Here is a 20,976-nt window from a genome sequence, read left to right as displayed (position 1 = left end):
ACGATCCGAATGGATCGTTTTTTAAACGCCTTACGCGTTTACTTGTTTCGCTAAGCGAGATTTTTGACGAGCTGCAGCGTTTTGGTGGATAAGACCTTTACGAGCTGCTTTGTCAAGTTTTTTAGAAGCAGTTTTGAAAGCTTCTTTAGCATTTTCAAGATCGTTATTAGTAACTAAAGCTTCTACAGTTTTAACAGCAGTACGCATGTCAGACTTGATAGAAGCGTTATGTGCACGACGCTCTTCGCTAAGTTTAGCGCGTTTGATAGCAGATTTGATGTTTGCCATACTTTTCACCTCCCTGGTGCAATCGAATGACTCGATTCTTACATAGAACAAGTGATATTCTATCAAACGGTGAAGAGAATTGCAATAGTATATCAATGAAATTTCACGTAAAGGAAAGAATGACCTTATATAACTTGGGGAAATCTAACGATATTTACTATGAATTACGGAGGAGATACGATGAAAGAACCATTAGATTTAAGTAAATATAGTGTTAGAACTGACCTTGCTGTAGAGGCGCACCAAATGCTGCAAGAACGCCAAGAAGAACAAAAAGGGATACAGGGAGTTATTGTAAAAGAGAGGGAAGAAGAGGGAGTTACAATTACAAAAGTAACTATTGATGAAATTGCATCTGAATCGATGGGGAAAAAACCTGGGAATTATTTAACTCTTGAGGTGCAAGGTATACGGCAGCAAGATACGGAACTTCAGCAAAAGGTAGAGCGTATTTTTGCAAAAGAATTTTCTTATTTCTTAGAAGATGTTGGAGTTACAAAAGAAGCGAGTTGTTTAATCGTCGGTCTTGGGAATTGGAATGTAACACCGGATGCACTCGGACCGATAGTTGTAGAAAATGTATTGGTGACAAGACATTTGTTTAAATTGCAGCCTGAAAGTGTGGAAGAAGGTTTCAGGCCTGTTAGTGCAATTCGTCCGGGGGTAATGGGGATTACAGGAATTGAAACGAGCGACGTCATTTATGGGATTATTGAGAAAATAAAACCAGATTTTGTCATCGCAATTGATGCATTAGCTGCACGTTCCATTGAACGAGTGAATAGTACGATACAAATTTCTGATACAGGAATTCATCCAGGATCTGGTGTTGGGAATAAGCGTAAGGAACTAAGTAAAGAAACATTAGGTATTCCTGTTATCGCAATTGGTGTTCCAACTGTGGTAGATGCCGTTTCGATTACAAGCGATACAATTGATTTTATTTTGAAACATTTTGGACGGGAACTGAAAGAAGGAAACAAACCGTCACGCTCTTTATTGCCAGCAGGTTTTGCATTTGGAGAAAAGAAAAAATTAACAGAAGAAGATATGCCGGATGAAAAGAGTCGAAATATGTTTTTAGGAGCTATTGGTACGTTAGAAGAAGAAGAAAAGAGAAAGTTGATTTATGAAGTGTTATCACCTCTGGGTCATAATTTAATGGTGACTCCAAAAGAAGTAGATGCGTTTATTGAAGATATGGCAAATGTAATAGCAAGTGGTTTAAATGCAGCATTACATCATCAAATTGATCAAGATAATACAGGGGCATATACACATTGATGGAAAGAGATGACAATGGTTTGAGTCGATTTGCGCTCTTGTGTATATGTGGTACAGTCGTATGTTTGCTCATGATGATAGCTGGAGTAGGACTTGCTAATCAAGGTTTAAAAAGTATGAAGGGGTATCGTCAGTTGTCATATGAACAAATTGCTCATATGACAGGAACAGAAGGTGCCGGGGTTGAATCGGAAATTTTGAGAAATGCGTTTTCAGCTGTTGAAAAGCAAAAACAGTTAGAAAACTTAAGGAGTTTTAATGTCGTAGAAGGTATTGGTATGGCAATAGCAAGTGCTGCTCACGATATAACTAAGTTTGGAACGGATATAGTTGTTGGGAAAATAAAAGGGATTTTTAGTGAAGGATAGCGGGAAGGACGGTTGTTTATTGGTTTGTAAGAAAGCCGTCCTTTAATTTGAAAAAGATTTGTCTCTTATGGTTTGTTCGCATAAGATATAGATAGAATGATTTGTCTTGTAAGCAGCGCGAGTTTTCATTGAATCTTTGCTGCTCTATTGATATAATCAGTGCTAGTGTATATTGGCGAGACTATTAGGAGTTGAGAACATAGATGAATAAAGAAGAAAGAGCAAAAAGACAGTCAAAAATTCGTAACTTCTCCATCATTGCTCACATTGACCACGGGAAATCAACGTTGGCAGACCGTATTTTGGAGAAAACAAACGCGTTGACACAGCGCGAAATGAAGGCGCAATTGCTTGACTCTATGGAGTTAGAGCGTGAGCGCGGTATTACAATTAAATTAAATGCAGTACAATTAACGTATAAAGCGAAAGACGGTGAAGAGTATATTCTTCACTTAATCGATACACCAGGACACGTCGACTTTACGTACGAAGTATCTCGTAGTTTAGCGGCTTGTGAAGGTGCAATTCTTGTTGTGGATGCAGCGCAAGGGATTGAGGCGCAAACATTAGCGAACGTATATTTAGCGCTTGATAATAATTTAGAAATCTTACCAGTTATTAATAAAATCGACTTACCAAGTGCGGACCCAGAACGCGTACGTCAAGAAGTAGAAGATGTAATTGGTTTAGATGCATCGGAAGCTGTACTTGCTTCAGCAAAAGCTGGCATTGGTATTGAGGATATTTTAGAACAAATCGTTGAAAAGGTACCAGCTCCAACAGGTGATTCAGAAGAGCCGTTACAATGTATGATCTTCGATTCTTTATATGATCCGTACCGCGGTGTAATTGCATACATCCGTGTTGTAAATGGAACGGTAAAAGTTGGCGATAAAGTACGTATGATGGCAACTGGAAAAGAATTTGAAGTAACAGAAGTAGGAGTGTTTACACCGAAAACAACGCAACGTGACGAGTTAACAGTAGGTGATGTAGGTTTCTTAGCAGCATCGATTAAAAACGTAGGCGATACACGCGTTGGTGATACAATTACACATGCGAAACGTCCAGCTGCAGAGGCGTTAGCAGGGTATCGTAAGTTAAACCCAATGGTATTCTGTGGTTTATATCCAATCGATTCTGCACGTTATAATGATTTGCGTGATGCGTTAGAAAAACTAGAATTGAATGATTCTGCTCTTGAATTTGAGCCTGAAACATCTCAAGCTTTAGGTTTTGGTTTCCGTTGTGGTTTCTTAGGACTGCTTCACATGGAAATTATTCAAGAACGTATTGAACGTGAATTCAAGATTGACTTAATTACAACAGCGCCAAGTGTTATTTATAAAGTTTATTTAACAAACGGTGAAGATGTTATTGTTGATAATCCATCAAATATGCCAGATCCACAGTCTATCGATCGTGTAGAAGAGCCATTTGTTAAGGCTTCAATTATGGTTCCGAATGACTATGTTGGAGCTGTAATGGAAATTTGCCAAGGTAAACGTGGAACGTTTATTGATATGCAATATTTAGATGAAACGCGTGTTACATTGACATATGAAATCCCGTTATCAGAAATCGTATATGATTTCTTCGATCAATTGAAATCAAATACGAAAGGATATGCATCATTTGACTACGAGTTAATTGGTTATAAACCATCTAAACTTGTGAAAATGGATATTCTTTTAAATAATGAACAAGTGGATGCTTTATCATTTATTGTGCACCGTGATTCAGCGTATGACCGTGGTAAAGTAATTGTAGAGAAATTAAAAGAATTAATTCCAAGACAACAGTTCGAAGTGCCGATTCAGGCAACTATCGGAAACAAAGTTGTAGCCCGTTCTACAATTAAGGCGATGCGTAAAAACGTACTTGCAAAATGTTACGGTGGTGACATTTCTCGTAAGCGTAAACTTCTTGATAAGCAAAAAGAAGGTAAAAAACGTATGAAGTCTGTTGGTTCTGTAGAAGTACCACAAGAAGCATTCATGGCTGTATTGAAAATGGATGATAACTAATAAAGTGAAACTATAATCAGTGGTTTTTCAATCCTTATTGATTATTAGTCCGCACTAATTGGATTAAAAGTAGAAGCCGTTCGTTCGGCTTCTTTTTTATTGCTAAGTACTTTTTAGACATCTGAGCCTCTCTCATTTACAATGATGAGAGAGCTTTTTAGTGATTGATCTAGAGTTAGGAGACTATTAATGTCCGAAAATATTCGAAAAGATATTCAAGATAAAATACAAAATGGTAATTTTAATTGTGAAAAGGAATTGACGCTTTCTATTATTAGTGGGAAGTGGAAAGTTGTGATATTGTGGCACCTCGGTGTAGAAGGGCCCCATCGTTTTAGTGAATTGCAACGACTATTCCCGAGCATTTCTCATAAAGTGTTGTCGAATCAACTAAAAGAATTAATGGAGGATGGGATTGTTGAACGAACGGTATATCCAGAAATTCCTCCGCGTGTTGAGTATTATATGACGGAACTAGGCATGTCGCTTTTACCAATCGTTGAAATGATGTATGATTGGGGAAAAATGCGAATGGAACAAATTCGTAATATGTTAGAGAAGTAAAAGAGCCTCCCGAGTGCGGAGGTTTTCTTTGTAGAAAGGTAGGAGTTATATTTGGTACAAGCCGCATATATTCATATTCCGTTTTGTCAGCATATTTGTCACTATTGTGATTTTAATAAAGTATTTATTGAACGCCAACCGGTTGATCAATACTTGCAATATTTAGAGAAAGAAATAATAAATACGGTTCAAAAAGTACCGTTTGAAAGTATGAAAACGATTTTTGTTGGCGGAGGAACGCCGACAGCCTTAAATATGGAGCAAACAAAAAAACTACTAGACATTATAAACCGTCGTTTGCGTCCATTTGCTCCGAATTGTGAATTAACGTTTGAAGCGAACCCAGGTGATTTACCGAAAGAGAAGTTGAACTTATTACTAGAAGGTGGAGTAAATCGAATTAGTTTTGGTGTGCAAACGTTTCGTGATGAGTTACTTGAGAAGATTGGGCGTAAACATACGAGGGAAGATGCATTTGTAGCAATTCGAGAAGCGCAGGAAGTTGGCTTTACAAATATTAATGTAGATATAATTTATGCTTTGCCAGGACAGACGATAGAAGATGTAAAAGAAACATTAGATATTGCCTTCACGCTTGGTGTACAACATTTCTCAGCATATTCATTAATTGTGGAACCGAAGACTGTATTTTATAACTTAATGAATAAAGGGAAGTTGAGACTTCCGGGTGAAGACCATGAAGCGAAAATGTATGAAATGGTAATGGATGAAATGGAGAAACATGGTTATAGCCAGTATGAAATTAGCAACTTCTCAAAAGGTGATAATGAAAGTAGACATAATCTCACATACTGGAATAATGAAGAGTATTATGGATTTGGAGCTGGAGCGCATAGTTATGTAAATGGGGAACGTATCCAAAATGTAGGGCCACTCAAGCAATATTTCACTAAAATTGATGAAACAGAATTTCCATATTTAGATGTTCACGTAGTGACGGAGAAAGAAAAAATGGAAGAAGAGTTGTTTTTAGGGCTCCGAAAAACAAAAGGTGTTTCTAGGGTAGAATTCCAAAAGAAATTTAATGTGGAAATGGATCACGTTTTTGCAAAGCAGTTACAAAGCAACCAAGAACAGGGGTTACTTGAAAACAGAGATGGGCATGTTTGTTTAACGAGAAAAGGGAAACTATTAGGGAATGAAGTATTCCAGTCATTTTTGATTGATTAAATGTTCCATAAGTGTGAAAAAGTTTCGTGATTTCGTGACGTTTCCGTTGACAATTGAATGTCAATTTTGGTAAGTTATTAATAGATTTAGCACTCGAAGACAAAGAGTGCTAACAGAGGTGATGATGAGATGCTTACGGAACGTCAGCTCTTAATTTTACAAACAATTATTGATGACTTTATTGGATCAGCGCAACCTGTTGGGTCGAGGACGTTGGCTAAGAAAGATGAAATTACGTTTAGTTCAGCTACTATTCGCAATGAAATGGCTGATCTAGAGGAACTAGGATTTATTGAAAAAACGCATAGTTCTTCTGGACGTGTTCCTTCTGAAAAAGGGTATCGTTTTTATGTAGACCATCTTTTAGCACCACAAAACTTACCTAACGATGAAATTGTACAAATTAAAGATTTATTTGCTGAAAGAATTTTTGAAGCGGAAAAGATTGCACAACAATCTGCTCAGATTTTGTCAGAGCTTACGAATTATACGGCTATTGTTCTTGGCCCAAAATTAAGCACAAATAAACTTAAAAATGTACAAATTGTACCGCTTGATCGTCAAACAGCAGTCGCTATTATTGTAACGGATACAGGGCATGTACAAAGTAAAACGATTACCGTTCCGGAATCTGTTGATTTATCAGATTTAGAAAAAATGGTTAATATTTTAAATGAAAAGCTATCGGGTGTACCTATGTCGGAACTTCATAATAAAATCTTTAAAGAGATTGTTGCAGTCTTGCGTGGGTATGTTCATAATTACGATAGTGCAATAAAAATGTTAGATGGTACATTTCAAGTTCCTTTATCGGAAAAGATATACTTTGGAGGAAAAGCAAATATGCTTTCGCAGCCAGAGTTCCATGACATTCAAAAAGTAAGGTCCTTGCTGACGATGATTGATAACGAAGCTGAGTTTTATGATATTTTGCGTCATAAACAAGTAGGTATTCAAGTGAAAATTGGCAGGGAAAATTCTTCGATAGCTATGGAAGATTGTAGTTTAATTTCTGCAACGTATTCGATTGGAGAAGAGCAACTAGGAACAATTGCGATTTTAGGTCCGACGAGAATGCAATACTCTCGTGTAATTAGTTTGCTGCAGTTATTTACAAGACAATTTACAGACGGACTTAAAAAGTAAATGAGAGTAATACATTCGCTCAAGTGATGAAATTTTCATTGCTGTGTGTAATATATAATGCTTAGGTAATCATGCTATACATGATACCTAATACCTTTTAAGGAGGTGAAAATTGTGGAAGAGCGTAACGAACAAGTGGTAGAAGAAGTGAAAGAAGCGCAAGTTGAAGAAGCTGTCACGACAGAAAACGGTGAAGAAGCTGTAGAAGAAAAAAGTGAAGCTGCTCTTTTACAAGAGAAAGTAGATGAGTTACAAGCGAAACTATCGGAAACGGAAGGTCGCACACTACGTCTACAAGCTGATTTTGAAAATCATAAGCGCCGCGTCCAAATGGATAAACAGGCTGCTGAAAAATATAGAGCACAAAGTCTTGTGTCAGATATTCTGCCAGCTCTTGATAATTTTGAAAGAGCAATGCAAGTGGAAGCAACTGATGAGCAAATGAAGTCCTTATTACAAGGTATGGAAATGGTGCATCGTCAATTGTTAGAAGCACTGACTAAAGAAGGTGTTGAAGCGATTGAAGCTGTTGGTAAACAGTTTGATCCTCATGAGCACCAAGCTGTTATGCAAGTAGAGGACAGTGAGTTTGAATCAAACGCGGTTGTGGAAGAATTCCAAAAAGGTTATAAACTAAAAGACCGTGTGATTCGCCCATCAATGGTAAAAGTAAATCAATAATTTACATAAATGTAGGAGGATTCGCTATGAGTAAAATTATCGGTATTGACTTAGGTACAACAAACTCTTGTGTAGCTGTTATGGAAGGTGGAGAACCAAAGGTTATCCCAAATCCAGAAGGAAACCGTACAACACCTTCTGTTGTAGCTTTCAAAAATGAAGAGCGTCAAGTTGGGGAAGTTGCGAAACGTCAAGCAATTACAAACCCAAATACAATTATGTCTGTTAAACGTCATATGGGTACAGACTATAAAGTAGAAGTTGAAGGTAAAGATTATACACCTCAAGAAATTTCTGCAATCATTTTACAAAACTTAAAAGCTTCTGCTGAAGCGTACTTAGGTGAAACAGTGACGAAAGCTGTTATTACAGTACCAGCATACTTCAACGATGCAGAACGCCAAGCGACAAAAGACGCTGGTCGTATTGCTGGTTTAGAAGTAGAACGTATTATTAACGAACCAACAGCAGCAGCACTTGCTTATGGCTTAGAGAAGCAAGACGAAGAACAAAAAATTCTAGTATATGACTTAGGTGGCGGTACTTTTGACGTATCTATCCTTGAGTTAGCAGATGGAACATTTGAAGTTATTTCAACTGCTGGTGACAACCGTCTTGGTGGAGATGACTTTGACCAAGTTATCATCGATCATTTAGTAGCTGAATTCAAGAAAGAAAACAACATTGACTTAAGTCAAGATAAAATGGCACTTCAACGTCTGAAAGATGCAGCTGAAAAAGCGAAAAAAGATCTTTCTGGTGTAACGCAAACACAAATTTCATTACCATTCATTAGTGCTGGAGCTGCTGGTCCATTACACTTAGAATTAACGTTAACAAGAGCGAAATTCGAAGAGCTTTCAGCAGGTCTTGTTGAAAGAACATTAGAGCCAACTCGTCGTGCATTAAAAGACGCTGGTTTTGCTCCAAGCGAATTAGATAAAGTTATCCTTGTTGGTGGTTCTACTCGTATCCCAGCTGTACAAGAAGCAATTAAACGTGAAACTGGTAAAGAGCCATATAAAGGTGTAAACCCAGATGAAGTTGTAGCATTAGGTGCTGCAGTTCAAGGTGGCGTACTTACTGGTGATGTAGAAGGCGTTCTATTATTAGACGTAACTCCACTTTCTTTAGGTATTGAAACTATGGGTGGTGTATTTACGAAACTAATCGAGCGTAACACTACAATTCCAACAAGTAAATCACAAGTATTCTCAACAGCTGCTGATAATCAACCAGCGGTAGACATTCACGTGCTACAAGGTGAGCGTCCAATGTCAGCTGATAACAAAACACTAGGTCGTTTCCAATTAACAGACCTTCCGCCAGCACCACGTGGTATTCCACAAATCGAAGTAACATTCGATATTGATGCGAACGGTATTGTTAACGTACGTGCGAAAGACTTAGGAACAAGTAAAGAGCAAGCTATTACAATCCAATCTTCTTCAGGTCTTTCTGATGACGAAGTAAATCGTATGGTACAAGAAGCTGAAGCAAATGCTGACGCTGACCAAAAACGTAAGGAAGAAGTTGAACTTCGTAACGAAGCTGACCAACTTGTATTCCAAACAGATAAAGTTGTAAAAGATTTAGAAGGTAAAGTAGATGCAGCTGAAGTAGCGAAAGCAACAGAAGCGAAAGAAGCATTACAAGCGGCAATCGAGAAAAATGAACTTGATGAAATCCGTGCGAAAAAAGATGCTCTTCAAGAAATCGTACAACAATTAACTGTTAAATTATATGAGCAAGCTCAAGCGGCTGCAGGGCAAGCGGAAGGTGCGCAAGGAGCACAAGACGCTGGTGCGAAAAAAGACAATGTAGTTGACGCTGAGTTTGAAGAAGTAAAAGAAGACAAGTAATACAATAAGTAAGATGACAAAAAGTCAAAGTCAAGCGTGCCTTGGCTTTGGCTTTTTTCACGAATAAGAAAAAAGTGGTTATTTGAGCTAAGACATTCTTGATAAGATCTTAAGTTTTAGGCTTTGCATATTGTAAGTGAGGAAACTTTGTTGCAAAGCACTTTCTTTCGGTGTTAAAATTACGTTTATGTGAAAGATTCGGGGGTTACAAATTTATGAATAAACGAGACTATTATGAGGTGCTTGGACTTAGCAAGGGCGCTTCTAAAGATGAAATTAAAAAAGCGTATCGTCGTTTGGCTAAAAAGTACCATCCAGACGTAAGTAAAGAAGAAAATGCAATTGACAAGTTTAAAGAAGTACAAGAAGCATATGAAGTATTAAGTGATGATCAAAAACGCGCACAGTATGATCAATTTGGTCACGCTGGTCCAAATCAAGGTTTCGGTGGTGGAGACTTTGGTGGAGGTTTCGGCTTTGAAGATATCTTTAGTTCATTCTTTGGTGGCGGCGGCAGACGTCGTGATCCGAATGCTCCGCGTCAAGGTGCTGATTTACAATATCAAGTTACTTTAGAGTTTGAAGAAGCAATTTTTGGTAAAGAATTAAACGTTGAGATTCCAGTAGAAGATCCATGTGATACTTGCCACGGTAGTGGAGCGAAGCCGGGAACTTCAAAAGAAACATGTAAACATTGTTCAGGAACAGGTCAAATAAGTGTAGAACAAAATACACCATTTGGCCGTATTGTAAACCGTCAAGCGTGTAACCATTGCTCAGGAACAGGCCAAATGATTAAAGAGAAATGTACGACATGCCATGGTTCTGGTAAAGTACGTAAACGCAAAAAAATTAATGTGAAAATTCCAGCTGGTATTGATAATGGTCAACAAATTCGCGTGTCTGGTAAAGGCGAAGCAGGTGTGAATGGTGGGCCGGCAGGTGACTTATATGTTGTTGTTCATGTGAGAAATCATGAATTCTTCGAACGTGATGGCGATCATATTATTTGTGAAATGCCATTGACATTCGCACAAGTAGCGCTTGGTGCTGAAGTAGAAGTACCTACAGTTCACGGGAAAGTGAAGTTGAAAATTCCAGCAGGAACACAAACAGGAACGGAATTCCGTCTAAAAGGAAAAGGAGCTCCGAATGTACGTGGATATGGTCAAGGAGATCAATACGTAGTGGTTCGTGTCGTTGTACCGACGAAATTAACTTCGCATCAAAAAGAATTATTACGTGAGTTCGCAGGTCAGGAAAATCAAGATGATAGCTTATTCGGAAAGCTTAAACGTGCTTTCAAAGGGGAATAATGGAAATAAAAAATGGAGTTGGTAAATTGTGAAATGGTCAGAAATTAGTATTCATACAACAGAAGAAGCAGTAGAAGCTGTCTCTCATATTTTGCACGAAGCAGGCGCTAGCGGGGTTGCAATTGAGGATCCGGCTGAGTTAACGAAAGAGCGTGAGCAACAATACGGTGAGATTTATGCACTTAACCCAGATGAATACCCAAGTGAGGGTGTTTTGGTGAAAGCATATTTCCCACAAACGGATTCTTTACACGAAACGGTTGCAAGTGTAAAATCATCTATTGATGCGCTACCATCTTTCGACATCGAAATTGGTACAGGAAACATTACAATTAATGAAGTCGATGAGGAAGATTGGGCTACTGCTTGGAAGAAATATTATCATCCAGTTCAAATTTCTGATACATTCACAATTGTGCCGACGTGGGAAGAATATACACCGTCTTCTCCAGATGAAAAAATTATTGAATTAGATCCAGGTATGGCGTTTGGTACAGGGACACATCCAACAACAACGATGTGTATTCGTGCGTTAGAAAAAACAGTTCAGCCAGGTGATACTGTAATTGATGTGGGGACAGGTTCGGGGGTACTTAGTATTGCAGCAGCAAAATTAGGTGCGGCTTCTGTTCAAGCGTATGATTTAGACCCAGTCGCAGTTGAAAGTGCAGAGATGAATGTGCGCTTAAATAAAACAGATGACATTGTCAATGTTGGACAGAATAGTCTATTAGAAGGTATTGAAGGTCAGGTTGATTTAATCGTAGCAAATTTATTAGCGGAAATTATTCTTCTATTCCCTGAAGATGCAGCGAGAGTTGTGAAGCCAGGTGGATTATTTATTACATCTGGTATTATTGCGGCGAAAGAAAAAGTAATTTCTGAAGCGTTAGAAAAAGCTGGATTTACAATTGAAGACGTGCTTCGAATGGAAGATTGGGTAGCAATTATTGCACGAAATGCGTAATATAGATTTTAGTCTATAAAGAACAGGGGAGTCTCTCACTATATAAGGTGAGGGACTTGCCGTTTGTTATATGAAAATGATAACGTTTCGTTCTTTTCGTAAGTATTGACTTACGAAAGGAACGAAACTCTACTAAGGTGATTATATGCAACGTTATTTTGTAGAAGAGAAATATGTAAATGAGACAAGTATTCGCATAATGGGTGATGATGTCCATCACATCGCAAGAGTGATGCGTATGTCAGCTGGCGACCACATTTATTGCTGTGTAAATGGTAAAACAGCAGAATGTTCAATTGCTGAAATTACCAGTGAATTTGTGGATACCGCTATTGTAGAATGGATAGAGGCGTCAAGCGAACTTCCTGTGTTCGTGACGATTGCAAGTGGACTGCCGAAAGGAGACAAGCTAGAGTTAATTTTTCAAAAAGGAACTGAGCTTGGGGCAGCTGCATTTTTACCCTTTCAAGCATCTCGCTCTATTGTAAAATGGGATGCGAAAAAAGCAGATAAAAAAGTTGAGCGTTTGAAAAAGATTGTGAAAGAAGCTGCGGAACAATCACATAGAAGTGAAATTCCAGAAGTGCATGCTCCTGCATCATTTAAGCAATTACTTGCAATGAGTAGTGAGTATGATAGTTGTCTTGTTGCGTATGAAGAGGAAGCAAAACAAGGTGAGAAATCTAATTTTGCGAAAGCTTTAGCGACGATTAAACCGGGTCAAAAGCTGTTAATTGTATTTGGACCAGAAGGCGGTTTAGCGGAGGAAGAGATTACTGCACTTCGTGAACATAAATTTGTACCATGTAGTTTAGGACCAAGAATTTTAAGAACAGAAACGGCTCCGCTTTATGCGTTAAGTGCCGCTTCTTATCATTTTGAATTGATGGGGTGATAATCAATGGCAACTGTTGCGTTCCACACGTTAGGTTGTAAAGTAAACCACTATGAAACAGAAGCGATTTGGCAATTGTTTAAACAAGGTGGTTATGAAAGAACTGAATATGAAAAGAAATCTGATGTATATGTTATTAATACATGTACAGTAACAAATACTGGAGATAAAAAAAGCCGTCAAGTAATTAGACGTGCTGTACGTCAAAATCCAGATGCGGTAATTTGTGTAACTGGATGTTATGCACAAACATCTCCAGCAGAAATCATGGCAATTCCAGGTGTAGATATTGTTGTTGGTACGCAAGATCGTGAGAAAATGTTAGGATACATCGAAGAGTTCCGTAAAGAGCGTCAACCAATTAATGCTGTCCGCAATATTATGAAAACACGTGTATACGAAGAACTTGATGTACCATATTTCACGGACCGTACACGTGCATCTTTAAAAATACAAGAAGGTTGCAATAACTTCTGTACATTTTGCATCATTCCTTGGGCGCGTGGTTTAATGCGTTCTCGTGATGGAAAAGAAGTTATTAAACAAGCGCAGCAATTAGTAGATGCAGGTTATAAAGAAATCGTATTAACAGGTATTCATACAGGTGGATACGGTGAAGATATAAAAGATTATAACTTAGCTGGATTACTTCGTGATATGGAAGCAGAAGTAGGCGGATTGAAACGTCTTCGTATTTCTTCTATCGAAGCGAGTCAAATTTCAGATGAAGTAATTGAAGTGCTGGATAAATCTGAAGTAGTTGTACGTCACTTGCATATTCCACTGCAATCAGGATCTAATACTGTATTAAAACGTATGCGCCGTAAGTATACGATGGAATTTTTCCAAGAGCGTTTAGATCGTTTGAAAGAGGCGCTACCAGGTCTTGCGATCACATCAGATGTAATCGTTGGATTCCCAGGTGAAACAGAAGAAGAATTCATGGAAACGTACAATTTCATTAAAGAGAATCGTTTCTCTGAATTACACGTTTTCCCTTATTCAAAACGTACAGGTACACCAGCAGCACGTATGGAAGATCAAGTTCCTGAAGATGTGAAGAACGATCGTGTTCATCGTCTAATTGAGCTATCTAATCAATTAGCGAAAGAGTATGCTTCTGGGTTTGAAGGTGAAGTACTCGAAATTATTCCGGAAGAGACATTTAAAGATGGTGACCGTGAAGGGTTATATGTAGGTTATACAGATAACTACTTAAAAATTGTGTTTGAAGGATCTGAAGAATTAATTGGTAAGTTAGTAAAAGTGAAGCTTACAAAAGCTGGTTATCCATATAACGAAGCGCAGTTTGTTCGTGTTCTTGAAGATGATGTGAAAAAAGAATCAGCAAGCGCGTAATAAAAAGCATGCAAACAAAAAGGGTTTGCATGCTTTTTTCGTTTGTGGAGAAGTTAAGTATTGAAAGAGGATGTAATGGATTGCTCGTTAACTGAGTATTTTTAGCGGTTCTCTGTATAAAAATAATTTAGTGATAAAAATATATTTATTTTTAAGGGAAAGAGATAACAGCTATCTACATAGTTTTTGAAAAAGGAAGAGCATCTATTCTTCTTTTATTCTGCCAAATGGTTGACCTGAAGTGATAAAATGTATTATAATCGTAAAAGACATGCTGAAGAAGTGTTTCTTTTTGCATGCTGAAGTTAGTATGTAAGTGTGATGTTTCGGAGGGAGGGAAAGAGAATGTCAAAAACAGTCGTTCGTAAAAACGAGTCTTTGGAGGATGCACTTCGCCGTTTTAAAAGATCGGTTTCTAAAACTGGTACACTTGCTGAAGCAAGAAAGCGCGAGTTTTATGAAAAACCAAGTGTAAAACGTAAGAAGAAATCTGAAGCGGCAAGAAAGCGTAAATTCTAAGAGAGGGTGTAAGTTATGAGTCTTCTCGGTCGTTTAAACGATGATATGAAACAAGCGATGAAGAATAAACAAAAAGAAAAATTAACCGTCATTCGTATGGTTAAGGCTGCTTTACAAAATGAAGGTATTAAACTGCAACATACTCTTACTGAAGAAGAGGAATTAACAGTTTTAGCTCGTGAAGTAAAACAGTATAAGGACTCCCTCCTTGAATTTAAAAAAGCTGGTCGTGAAGACCTTGTTGATAAACTGCAAAGTGAAATTCAGATTTTAAGCGCATATTTGCCGGAGCAATTAACAGAAGAAGAATTAGCTGATTTAATTAAGCAAGTTATTTCTGAAGTTGGTGCTACTTCTAAAGCAGATATGGGTAAAGTGATGACTGCTATTATGCCGAAAGTAAAAGGTAAAACAGACGGATCACTAGTGAATAAGCTGGTTATACAGCTATTAGCATAAAAAAACGTCTCATTTCGTATGAGACGTTTTTTTATGCTTTTTTTCAGTTTGGACGTGATATTACAAGCTCTTTTTTCATACATATGGGATGAGAGGGGGTCTTTTGGAGATGAAGAAATTAGAACAAATGAAGAATTGGTTAACGAAGCAAATAGACCTGCCAGTGGATGTGTTAATGGATCTACCTCGGATCACGCTTGTTGGGCAAGTGCATATCTATATAGAAAATCATCGAGGATTATTAGTGTTTTCAGATAAAGAGGTAAGATTGCTATTAAAACATGGTCAATTATTAATTAAAGGTCAATCCTTTGTTATTAAAACAATCCTTCCAGAAGAACTTTTACTTGAAGGGATAATTGAACAAGTGACATTTTTAGAAAATGAAAAGAAAGAGGAGTGAGGGGAAACTTCCGTTTGTGAAGTTTTTCTTCCTTATCCCCATTAACAGGTAGTAATCCAATCTTAATATTCAGTTCATACAAAGAAAATGCCCGATTAGTGAGGGGATAATTAGTGGGGATGAAACCCTCGCTGATTAAAGTTCCGCTTTATTTCATTTTAGTACGAGCTATTTTGATACTTAGAGTGAAAGGTATTGTATCTACTTTTAGAAAGGTAGTGGAGATAGTCGATGAAAAATAAATGGTTTATAAAGTGGCTTGGGTATGTAAAGGTACGGATTGAAGGTAGAGGGGCGGAACGCTTTGTTAACGAGTGTGTTCGTAGAAAATTATTAGTTTGGGATGTAAAGAAGATTGCAGATGAAACGTTAGTTTTTTGCATGTTATTACGAGATGTGAAAAAAATAAAACCAATCTATAGAAAAAATGAGTGCAAATTATATTTTATTGGACGTTACGGTTTTCCTTTTTGGAATAAGCGTTTAATTAAAAATAGTGGATTTTTAATTGGTTTTTTAATATTTTTTTTCGGAATGATTGCATTATCGAATATGGTGTGGAAAATTGAAATTACAGGAGCAAAACCTGAAACAGAATATATATTGATAAAAGAATTGGACAAAATGGGTATTAAAAAAGGGAAATTACAGTTCCAAATGCCTAATGTAGAAGATGTTCAACGTCATTTAACGGATAATATTAATGCGATTACTTGGGCAGGATTGGAAATAAGAGGGACAACATATCATTTTAAAATTGTTGAAAAAAATGAACCGAAAAAAGAAAAGGAACAACAGCCACAAAACTTAGTGGCAAAAAAAGAAGCGACTATTACAAAAACGTTTGTGGAAGTTGGAAAACCAGTCGTCATGAAAAATGACCATGTAGAAAAGGGGCAACTGCTCGTATCAGGGGTGTATGGTAATGAGGAGAATCCAACAGTTGTTTCGGCTAAAGGTATTGTATATGGAGAGACGTGGTACAAATCTGAGGTGGATGTGCCGTTAAAGACACAATTTCATGTGTATACGGGTAATTCGTATAATGAATATTTTCTTAAATTTGGGAGTGCTAAAATAAAAATTTGGGGATTTAAACATGATAAGTATAAGCGCTCTCGTACTGAAAGTGTAAAACATGATGTGAAATTATTTGGTTTTACATTACCAATTGCATACGAAAAAGATATTGTGCGAGAAGAGGAAGAAGCGAACCGAGAATATACTGAAAAGCAAGCGATGAAAGTAGCAAAAGAGATGGCAGAAAAAGAACTAAAGAAAAAATTGGATGAACATGCTATGATTGTAAGTGATAAGATTTTGAGTCAAGAGGTTGAGGTGGATCACCTAAAGGTCACATTACATTATACAGTGATTGAAAATATTGCAGAGCCACAACCAATATCTGAATCCGATATTCAAGGAGACTGAGTAATGGCAGAACAATTAGTAGAAATGAACCAACAATTGGAAAATCCCAACGAGGCAATCGCTCTTTTTGGGGTAAATGATGCTCATTTAAAAGTAATTGAACGAGAACTTAGTGTATCGATTGTGACTAGAGGAGAGTCTGTTCGTGTATCTGGCGCAGATGAAACTGTGGCGCTCGTAGAAAAAATCTTACAACAGTTACTTGTTGTTATCCGTAAAGGTGTGTCAATTTCGGAAAGAGATGTTGCGTATGCAATTCAGCTTGGGCAACAAGGAAAAATCGCTCAATTCGAAGAACTATATGAAGAGGAAATTTTTAAAACAGCAAAAGGTAAATCCATTCGTGTGAAAACGATGGGACAAAGACGATATATTCATGCAATGAAAAAGAATGATATTGTATTTGGAATAGGACCTGCTGGGACAGGAAAAACATACTTGGCTGTAGTAATGGCTGTGAGAGCGTTAAAGCAAGGGTATGTAAAGAAAATTATTTTAACAAGACCTGCTGTAGAAGCTGGGGAGAGTCTAGGGTTTTTACCGGGTGATTTGAAAGAAAAAGTAGATCCGTATTTACGTCCACTATATGATGCATTGCACGATATTCTTGGACAAGAATATACACAGCGTATGATGGAGCGAGGTGTAATTGAAATTGCACCCCTTGCTTATATGAGAGGGCGTACTCTTGATGATTCATTTGTTATATTAGATGAGGCGCAAAATACAACTGGTGCCCAAATAAAAATGTTTTTAACACGATTAGGTTTTACTTCTAAAATGGTTATTACTGGAGATCCTTCACAGGTAGACTTGCCAAAAGGGGTAAAATCAGGTCTTTCTATTGCTGCTAATGTTTTGTCTGGTGTATCAGGTCTTTCGTTCATTACACTGGAACAAACAGACGTTGTGAGACACCCGTTAGTGCAACGTATTATTGAGGCATATGATAAAATGGAATGATCCTATTTGTCAGGATCATTTCTTTTTGTATGATAAGGTTGGCGAACGGCATATTTTTTACTATCATTAAAGACGAGGGAAATAAACTATAGGTGATGTTGTATAAAAATGTTGCCCCAAAAAGCATCATTGGCTAGAAGAGATGAAAGTATGAATAGTTTCACTTTATTTCTGGAGAGGAGAAGGTATTGAAATCATGTCAAGATCTCAAGAAATTTCTAAGTGGTTTCGTAATTTACAACATTCGAAAAAACTAAGTTGGATTTCTTACGTTTTATTAGGAGCGGTACTGTTTTTTGCACTTATGAATAATGTGAAACCAGAGCAATTAGATGTTGAAATATACTCTATTGCAAAAAAAACAATCCACTCTCCTATTAAAATTGAAGATAAAGTTACAACGGAAAAAAAGAAAAAAGATGCCGCTACAAAAGTTGAAGATCAGTATACATATAGAAGTGAGCTTAAACAAAATAAAGTGGATATTGTTAATGATGTTTTTGCTAAGGTAGATGAAGTGGTACAAGAGATTAAAGCTATTGGGCCAGATGAGCAAAAAAAGATTACTGATGCTGATAAAGTGGACAAGTTGAAAAAGAAATTACCTGTCGATTTAACAAAAGATTTATCTGATTCAAACTTACTGAACTTGATTAACGCAGATTCAAGCCAATTGGTATTAGCGAAAGATGCAGCAGTCACAGCCATTAATAGTATAATGACTATGCATATTAAAATGGACGAATTGAAGGACGCAAAAGAGCGGTATGTAAGTGAGATGAATAGTGTTAATGTCGATAGTGGTCTAAAAGAGGCTGTTAAGGCACTAGGGAAATATGCAATTTCAGCGAATTATTTTTATGATCCGACTTTAACAAAAGAGAAGAGAAAAGCAGAGGAAGATTTAGTTGCACCTGTTTATATCCTTCAAGGACAAGTTCTTGTTAGGGAAGGAGAAACGATTTCAAGTGATATGTATAATCAGTTGAAATTAGTTGGGTTGCTAGAGAAAGGTAATACCTTCCAACCTTATGTTGGTTTGGCGGTGCTCATTTGTGTGTTGCTATACTTTATGCATAAGCAGTTTGAATTATTTTTACAGCGAAAAAGAGAAGATAGGCCGTATGTCTTAGCGTACATCACAATTCTGTCTATCACGATTGTTTTAATGAAAATCATTAGTTTATTTCAAAAGCTTGAATATGCGGGGATTGCGTATGTTGTTCCGGTCGCGATGGGGACGATACTTGTAAAATTAATGATTGGTGATCGATTTGTATTTTTAACAAGTATGATTTTTTCTGTGTGCGGAAGTATTATGTTTAATGAAGGTGTAACGAGTACACTGAATTATAGTGTAGGTATTTATGTTTTATTAAGTTCATTATCGGTTAGCATCTTCTTGAGAGAAAAAAATCGTCGTACGATGATTTTACAAGCTGGTATACTCGTTTCTGTATTAAATGTAGTCGTATTGGCGGCTTTGCTACTATTGCGAAATGGGAACTTTTCGCCTCTTGAAATTGGTATGCAATTATTAATGGCTGCAGTTTCAGGGATTATCTCTTCTGTTCTAGCTATGGGGATTTTACCGTATTTAGAAAGTGGACTCGGAATTGTATCAAGTATGAAATTAATGGAACTTTCAAGTCCGAATCACCCGCTCCTGCGTAAAATTTTATTAGAAGCACCGGGTACGTATCACCATAGTGTAATGGTAGCGAATCTGTCTGAAGCTGCTTGTGAAGCGGTTGGAGCAAATGGAGTGTTAGCGCGTGTAGGGGCATATTATCATGATGTAGGAAAGACAGTACAACCGCAGTTTTTTATTGAAAACCAGATGGGAATTAAAAACCCGCATGATAAATTAGATCCTGTAACGAGTAAAGATATTATCATTGCTCATGTAACTGATGGGGTGAGGATGTTGGAAGAGTATCATATTCCTCAAGAAATTGTTGATATTGCCGGACAGCATCACGGTACAACGTTGCTTAAATATTTTTACTATAAAGCGATTAAAGAGGATAAAGAGAAATATAAGGAAGAGATATTCCGCTATCCAGGATCAAAAGCGACATCTAAAGAGTCGGCAATTGTTGGTATTGCTGATAGTGTAGAAGCGGCGGTACGTTCGATGAATCATCCAACGCCAGATCAAATTAATAATTTAGTGCAAAGTATTATTAGAGATCGTTTGCAAGATGGGCAATTTAGTGAATGTGATTTGACATTTAAAGAATTACAAATTGTTGGTAAAACGTTATGTGAAACATTAAATGGTATTTTCCATTCTCGTATTACATATCCGGAACTGCCGGAAGAAAAGGAGAAAGAATGAGTTTATTAATTGATTTTATTGATGAAACAGAAGAAGTGAAAGACGAATATATAAGTTTGATTCGAGGATTGGTAGAGAAAGCAGCCCAAATGGAAAATATAGAAGAAGGAACAGAATTATCGGTTACGTTTGTAGATAATGAACGTATTCGCGAAATTAACCGTGACTACCGAGACAAGGATCAGCCTACAGACGTTATTTCTTTTGCAATGGAAGAAATGGGAGAAGGCGAAATGGAAATCGTCGGTGCAGAGATGCCACGTATGTTAGGGGATCTTATTATTTCTATTCCAAGAGCAAAAGAACAAGCTGAGGAATATGGACATTCTTTTGATCGTGAACTCGGGTTTTTAGCGTTACATGGCTTTTTACATTTGCTTGGTTATGATCACATGACAGAAGAGGATGAAAAAGAAATGTTTGGAAGACAAAAAGAAATTTTAGAGGCATTTGGATTAGGACGATGAAAAAAGGAAAACTTATAAATAGTTTTGGATATGCTATAGCTGGCATGTACTTTTGTCTTCGTCATGAACGAAATATGAAAATTCACTATTTGGCCGCAGTCATTGTTATATGCTGCGGCTTTTATTTCCATATTACAAAAACAGAATGGATTATATTACTTATTGTGATTGGGATTGTAATAAGTTTAGAGATGGTGAATACGGCTATTGAAAAAACAGTAGACTTAGCAATCGCTGATATTCATCCGTTTGCAAAAATTGCAAAGGATGTTGCAGCGGGAGCGGTTTTATTGTTTGCAATTATAGCTGTTGTAATTGGTGCTATTATCTTTTTACCGTATATGGTATAGTTGGCATTCCAAAGCTTTTATTAAGCTTTGGGAGCGCCGTGAAGGCCTTTAATGAAAGAATGTATCTATTCACATCTGTGAAGGGAAAGGATGCG

The 20,976-nt window shown here is 37.2% G+C and carries 21 protein-coding genes; 20 read left to right on the top strand and 1 reads right to left on the bottom strand.

All coding sequences use genetic code 11. The features are described 5' to 3' along the window. Nucleotides 1-30: 30 nt before the first annotated feature. On the bottom strand, nucleotides 31-288 hold the full coding sequence (gene rpsT / locus MR109_RS04255; protein WP_001274013.1) for a 30S ribosomal protein S20: 258 nt from the start codon (nucleotides 286-288) through the stop codon (nucleotides 31-33). Between the two features lie 180 nt (nucleotides 289-468). Here rpsT and gpr point away from each other — a divergent pair, with 180 nt between their 5' ends. The 20 genes from gpr (at nucleotide 469) to MR109_RS04155 (ending at nucleotide 20,881) form a co-directional block, all read left to right on the top strand. Beyond that, a complete protein-coding gene (gene gpr, locus MR109_RS04250) occupies nucleotides 469-1,572 on the top strand; it encodes a GPR endopeptidase (RefSeq protein ID WP_002173516.1) in 1,104 nt (367 codons plus the stop codon). Then, entirely contained in the window at nucleotides 1,572-1,940 is a 369-nt protein-coding gene (locus MR109_RS04245; RefSeq protein WP_242271159.1) for a DUF3679 domain-containing protein, read from the top strand. Before gpr ends, MR109_RS04245 begins: the two co-directional genes overlap by 1 nt. 203 nt (nucleotides 1,941-2,143) lie before the next feature. Then, a complete protein-coding gene (gene lepA / locus MR109_RS04240) occupies nucleotides 2,144-3,967 on the top strand; it encodes an elongation factor 4 (RefSeq protein WP_002173514.1) in 1,824 nt (607 codons plus the stop codon). A gap of 189 nt (nucleotides 3,968-4,156) precedes the next feature. Beyond that, a complete protein-coding gene (locus MR109_RS04235) occupies nucleotides 4,157-4,531 on the top strand; it encodes a winged helix-turn-helix transcriptional regulator (protein WP_048372245.1) in 375 nt (124 codons plus the stop codon). A 51-nt stretch (nucleotides 4,532-4,582) separates the two neighbouring features. After that, nucleotides 4,583-5,722 (top strand): radical SAM family heme chaperone HemW, encoded by a 1,140-nt coding sequence (gene hemW / locus MR109_RS04230; protein WP_242271158.1) that lies wholly within the window; start codon nucleotides 4,583-4,585, stop codon nucleotides 5,720-5,722. A gap of 129 nt (nucleotides 5,723-5,851) precedes the next feature. After that, entirely contained in the window at nucleotides 5,852-6,868 is a 1,017-nt protein-coding gene (gene hrcA / locus MR109_RS04225; protein ID WP_242271157.1) for a heat-inducible transcriptional repressor HrcA, read from the top strand. 114 nt (nucleotides 6,869-6,982) lie between these two features. Continuing rightward, nucleotides 6,983-7,549, top strand: coding sequence for a nucleotide exchange factor GrpE (gene grpE, locus MR109_RS04220; RefSeq protein WP_071718592.1), 567 nt, complete (start codon nucleotides 6,983-6,985; stop codon nucleotides 7,547-7,549). 26 nt (nucleotides 7,550-7,575) lie between these two features. Beyond that, on the top strand, nucleotides 7,576-9,411 hold the full coding sequence (gene dnaK, locus MR109_RS04215; protein ID WP_002173509.1) for a chaperone protein DnaK: 1,836 nt from the start codon (nucleotides 7,576-7,578) through the stop codon (nucleotides 9,409-9,411). Between the two features lie 215 nt (nucleotides 9,412-9,626). Continuing rightward, complete coding sequence (gene dnaJ, locus MR109_RS04210) at nucleotides 9,627-10,727, top strand: chaperone protein DnaJ (RefSeq protein WP_002173508.1); 1,101 nt, start codon at nucleotides 9,627-9,629, stop codon at nucleotides 10,725-10,727. Between the two features lie 28 nt (nucleotides 10,728-10,755). Further along, a complete protein-coding gene (gene prmA, locus MR109_RS04205) occupies nucleotides 10,756-11,694 on the top strand; it encodes a 50S ribosomal protein L11 methyltransferase (RefSeq protein ID WP_242271156.1) in 939 nt (312 codons plus the stop codon). Nucleotides 11,695-11,839: 145 nt separating this feature from the next. After that, nucleotides 11,840-12,589, top strand: a complete 750-nt coding sequence (locus MR109_RS04200) for a 16S rRNA (uracil(1498)-N(3))-methyltransferase (RefSeq protein WP_002173506.1) — start codon at nucleotides 11,840-11,842, stop codon at nucleotides 12,587-12,589. 6 nt (nucleotides 12,590-12,595) lie between these two features. Further along, nucleotides 12,596-13,948: a tRNA (N(6)-L-threonylcarbamoyladenosine(37)-C(2))-methylthiotransferase MtaB gene (mtaB, locus tag MR109_RS04195; protein WP_242271155.1), complete on the top strand. Its 1,353-nt coding sequence runs from the start codon at nucleotides 12,596-12,598 to the stop codon at nucleotides 13,946-13,948. Between the two features lie 345 nt (nucleotides 13,949-14,293). Continuing rightward, nucleotides 14,294-14,467 carry a 30S ribosomal protein S21 gene (rpsU, locus tag MR109_RS04190; protein WP_000048061.1) on the top strand — a complete coding sequence of 58 codons (174 nt, stop codon included), beginning with the start codon at nucleotides 14,294-14,296 and terminating at the stop codon, nucleotides 14,465-14,467. A 15-nt stretch (nucleotides 14,468-14,482) separates the two neighbouring features. Then, complete coding sequence (locus MR109_RS04185) at nucleotides 14,483-14,926, top strand: GatB/YqeY domain-containing protein (protein WP_002173504.1); 444 nt, start codon at nucleotides 14,483-14,485, stop codon at nucleotides 14,924-14,926. A 109-nt stretch (nucleotides 14,927-15,035) separates the two neighbouring features. Beyond that, complete coding sequence (gene yqfC / locus MR109_RS04180) at nucleotides 15,036-15,329, top strand: sporulation protein YqfC (protein WP_002088680.1); 294 nt, start codon at nucleotides 15,036-15,038, stop codon at nucleotides 15,327-15,329. 231 nt (nucleotides 15,330-15,560) lie between these two features. Continuing rightward, nucleotides 15,561-16,760 carry a sporulation protein YqfD gene (gene yqfD / locus MR109_RS04175; protein ID WP_098473247.1) on the top strand — a complete coding sequence of 400 codons (1,200 nt, stop codon included), beginning with the start codon at nucleotides 15,561-15,563 and terminating at the stop codon, nucleotides 16,758-16,760. Nucleotides 16,761-16,763: 3 nt separating this feature from the next. Continuing rightward, complete coding sequence (locus MR109_RS04170) at nucleotides 16,764-17,723, top strand: PhoH family protein (protein ID WP_002173502.1); 960 nt, start codon at nucleotides 16,764-16,766, stop codon at nucleotides 17,721-17,723. Between the two features lie 196 nt (nucleotides 17,724-17,919). Continuing rightward, complete coding sequence (locus MR109_RS04165) at nucleotides 17,920-20,064, top strand: HD family phosphohydrolase (RefSeq protein ID WP_242271154.1); 2,145 nt, start codon at nucleotides 17,920-17,922, stop codon at nucleotides 20,062-20,064. Beyond that, entirely contained in the window at nucleotides 20,061-20,531 is a 471-nt protein-coding gene (gene ybeY, locus MR109_RS04160; RefSeq protein WP_071718598.1) for an rRNA maturation RNase YbeY, read from the top strand. The genes MR109_RS04165 and ybeY overlap by 4 nt, the downstream gene beginning before the upstream one ends. After that, nucleotides 20,528-20,881 (top strand): diacylglycerol kinase family protein, encoded by a 354-nt coding sequence (locus MR109_RS04155; protein ID WP_242271153.1) that lies wholly within the window; start codon nucleotides 20,528-20,530, stop codon nucleotides 20,879-20,881. Before ybeY ends, MR109_RS04155 begins: the two co-directional genes overlap by 4 nt. Nucleotides 20,882-20,976: the final 95 nt, after the last annotated feature.

The organism is Bacillus cereus group sp. BfR-BA-01310 (assembly GCF_022664325.1).
Lineage (GTDB): Bacteria > Bacillota > Bacilli > Bacillales > Bacillaceae_G > Bacillus_A > Bacillus_A paramycoides.
The sequence above is the reverse complement of the archived record's forward strand: the minus strand, read 5'-3'. Positions and strand labels throughout refer to the sequence as shown.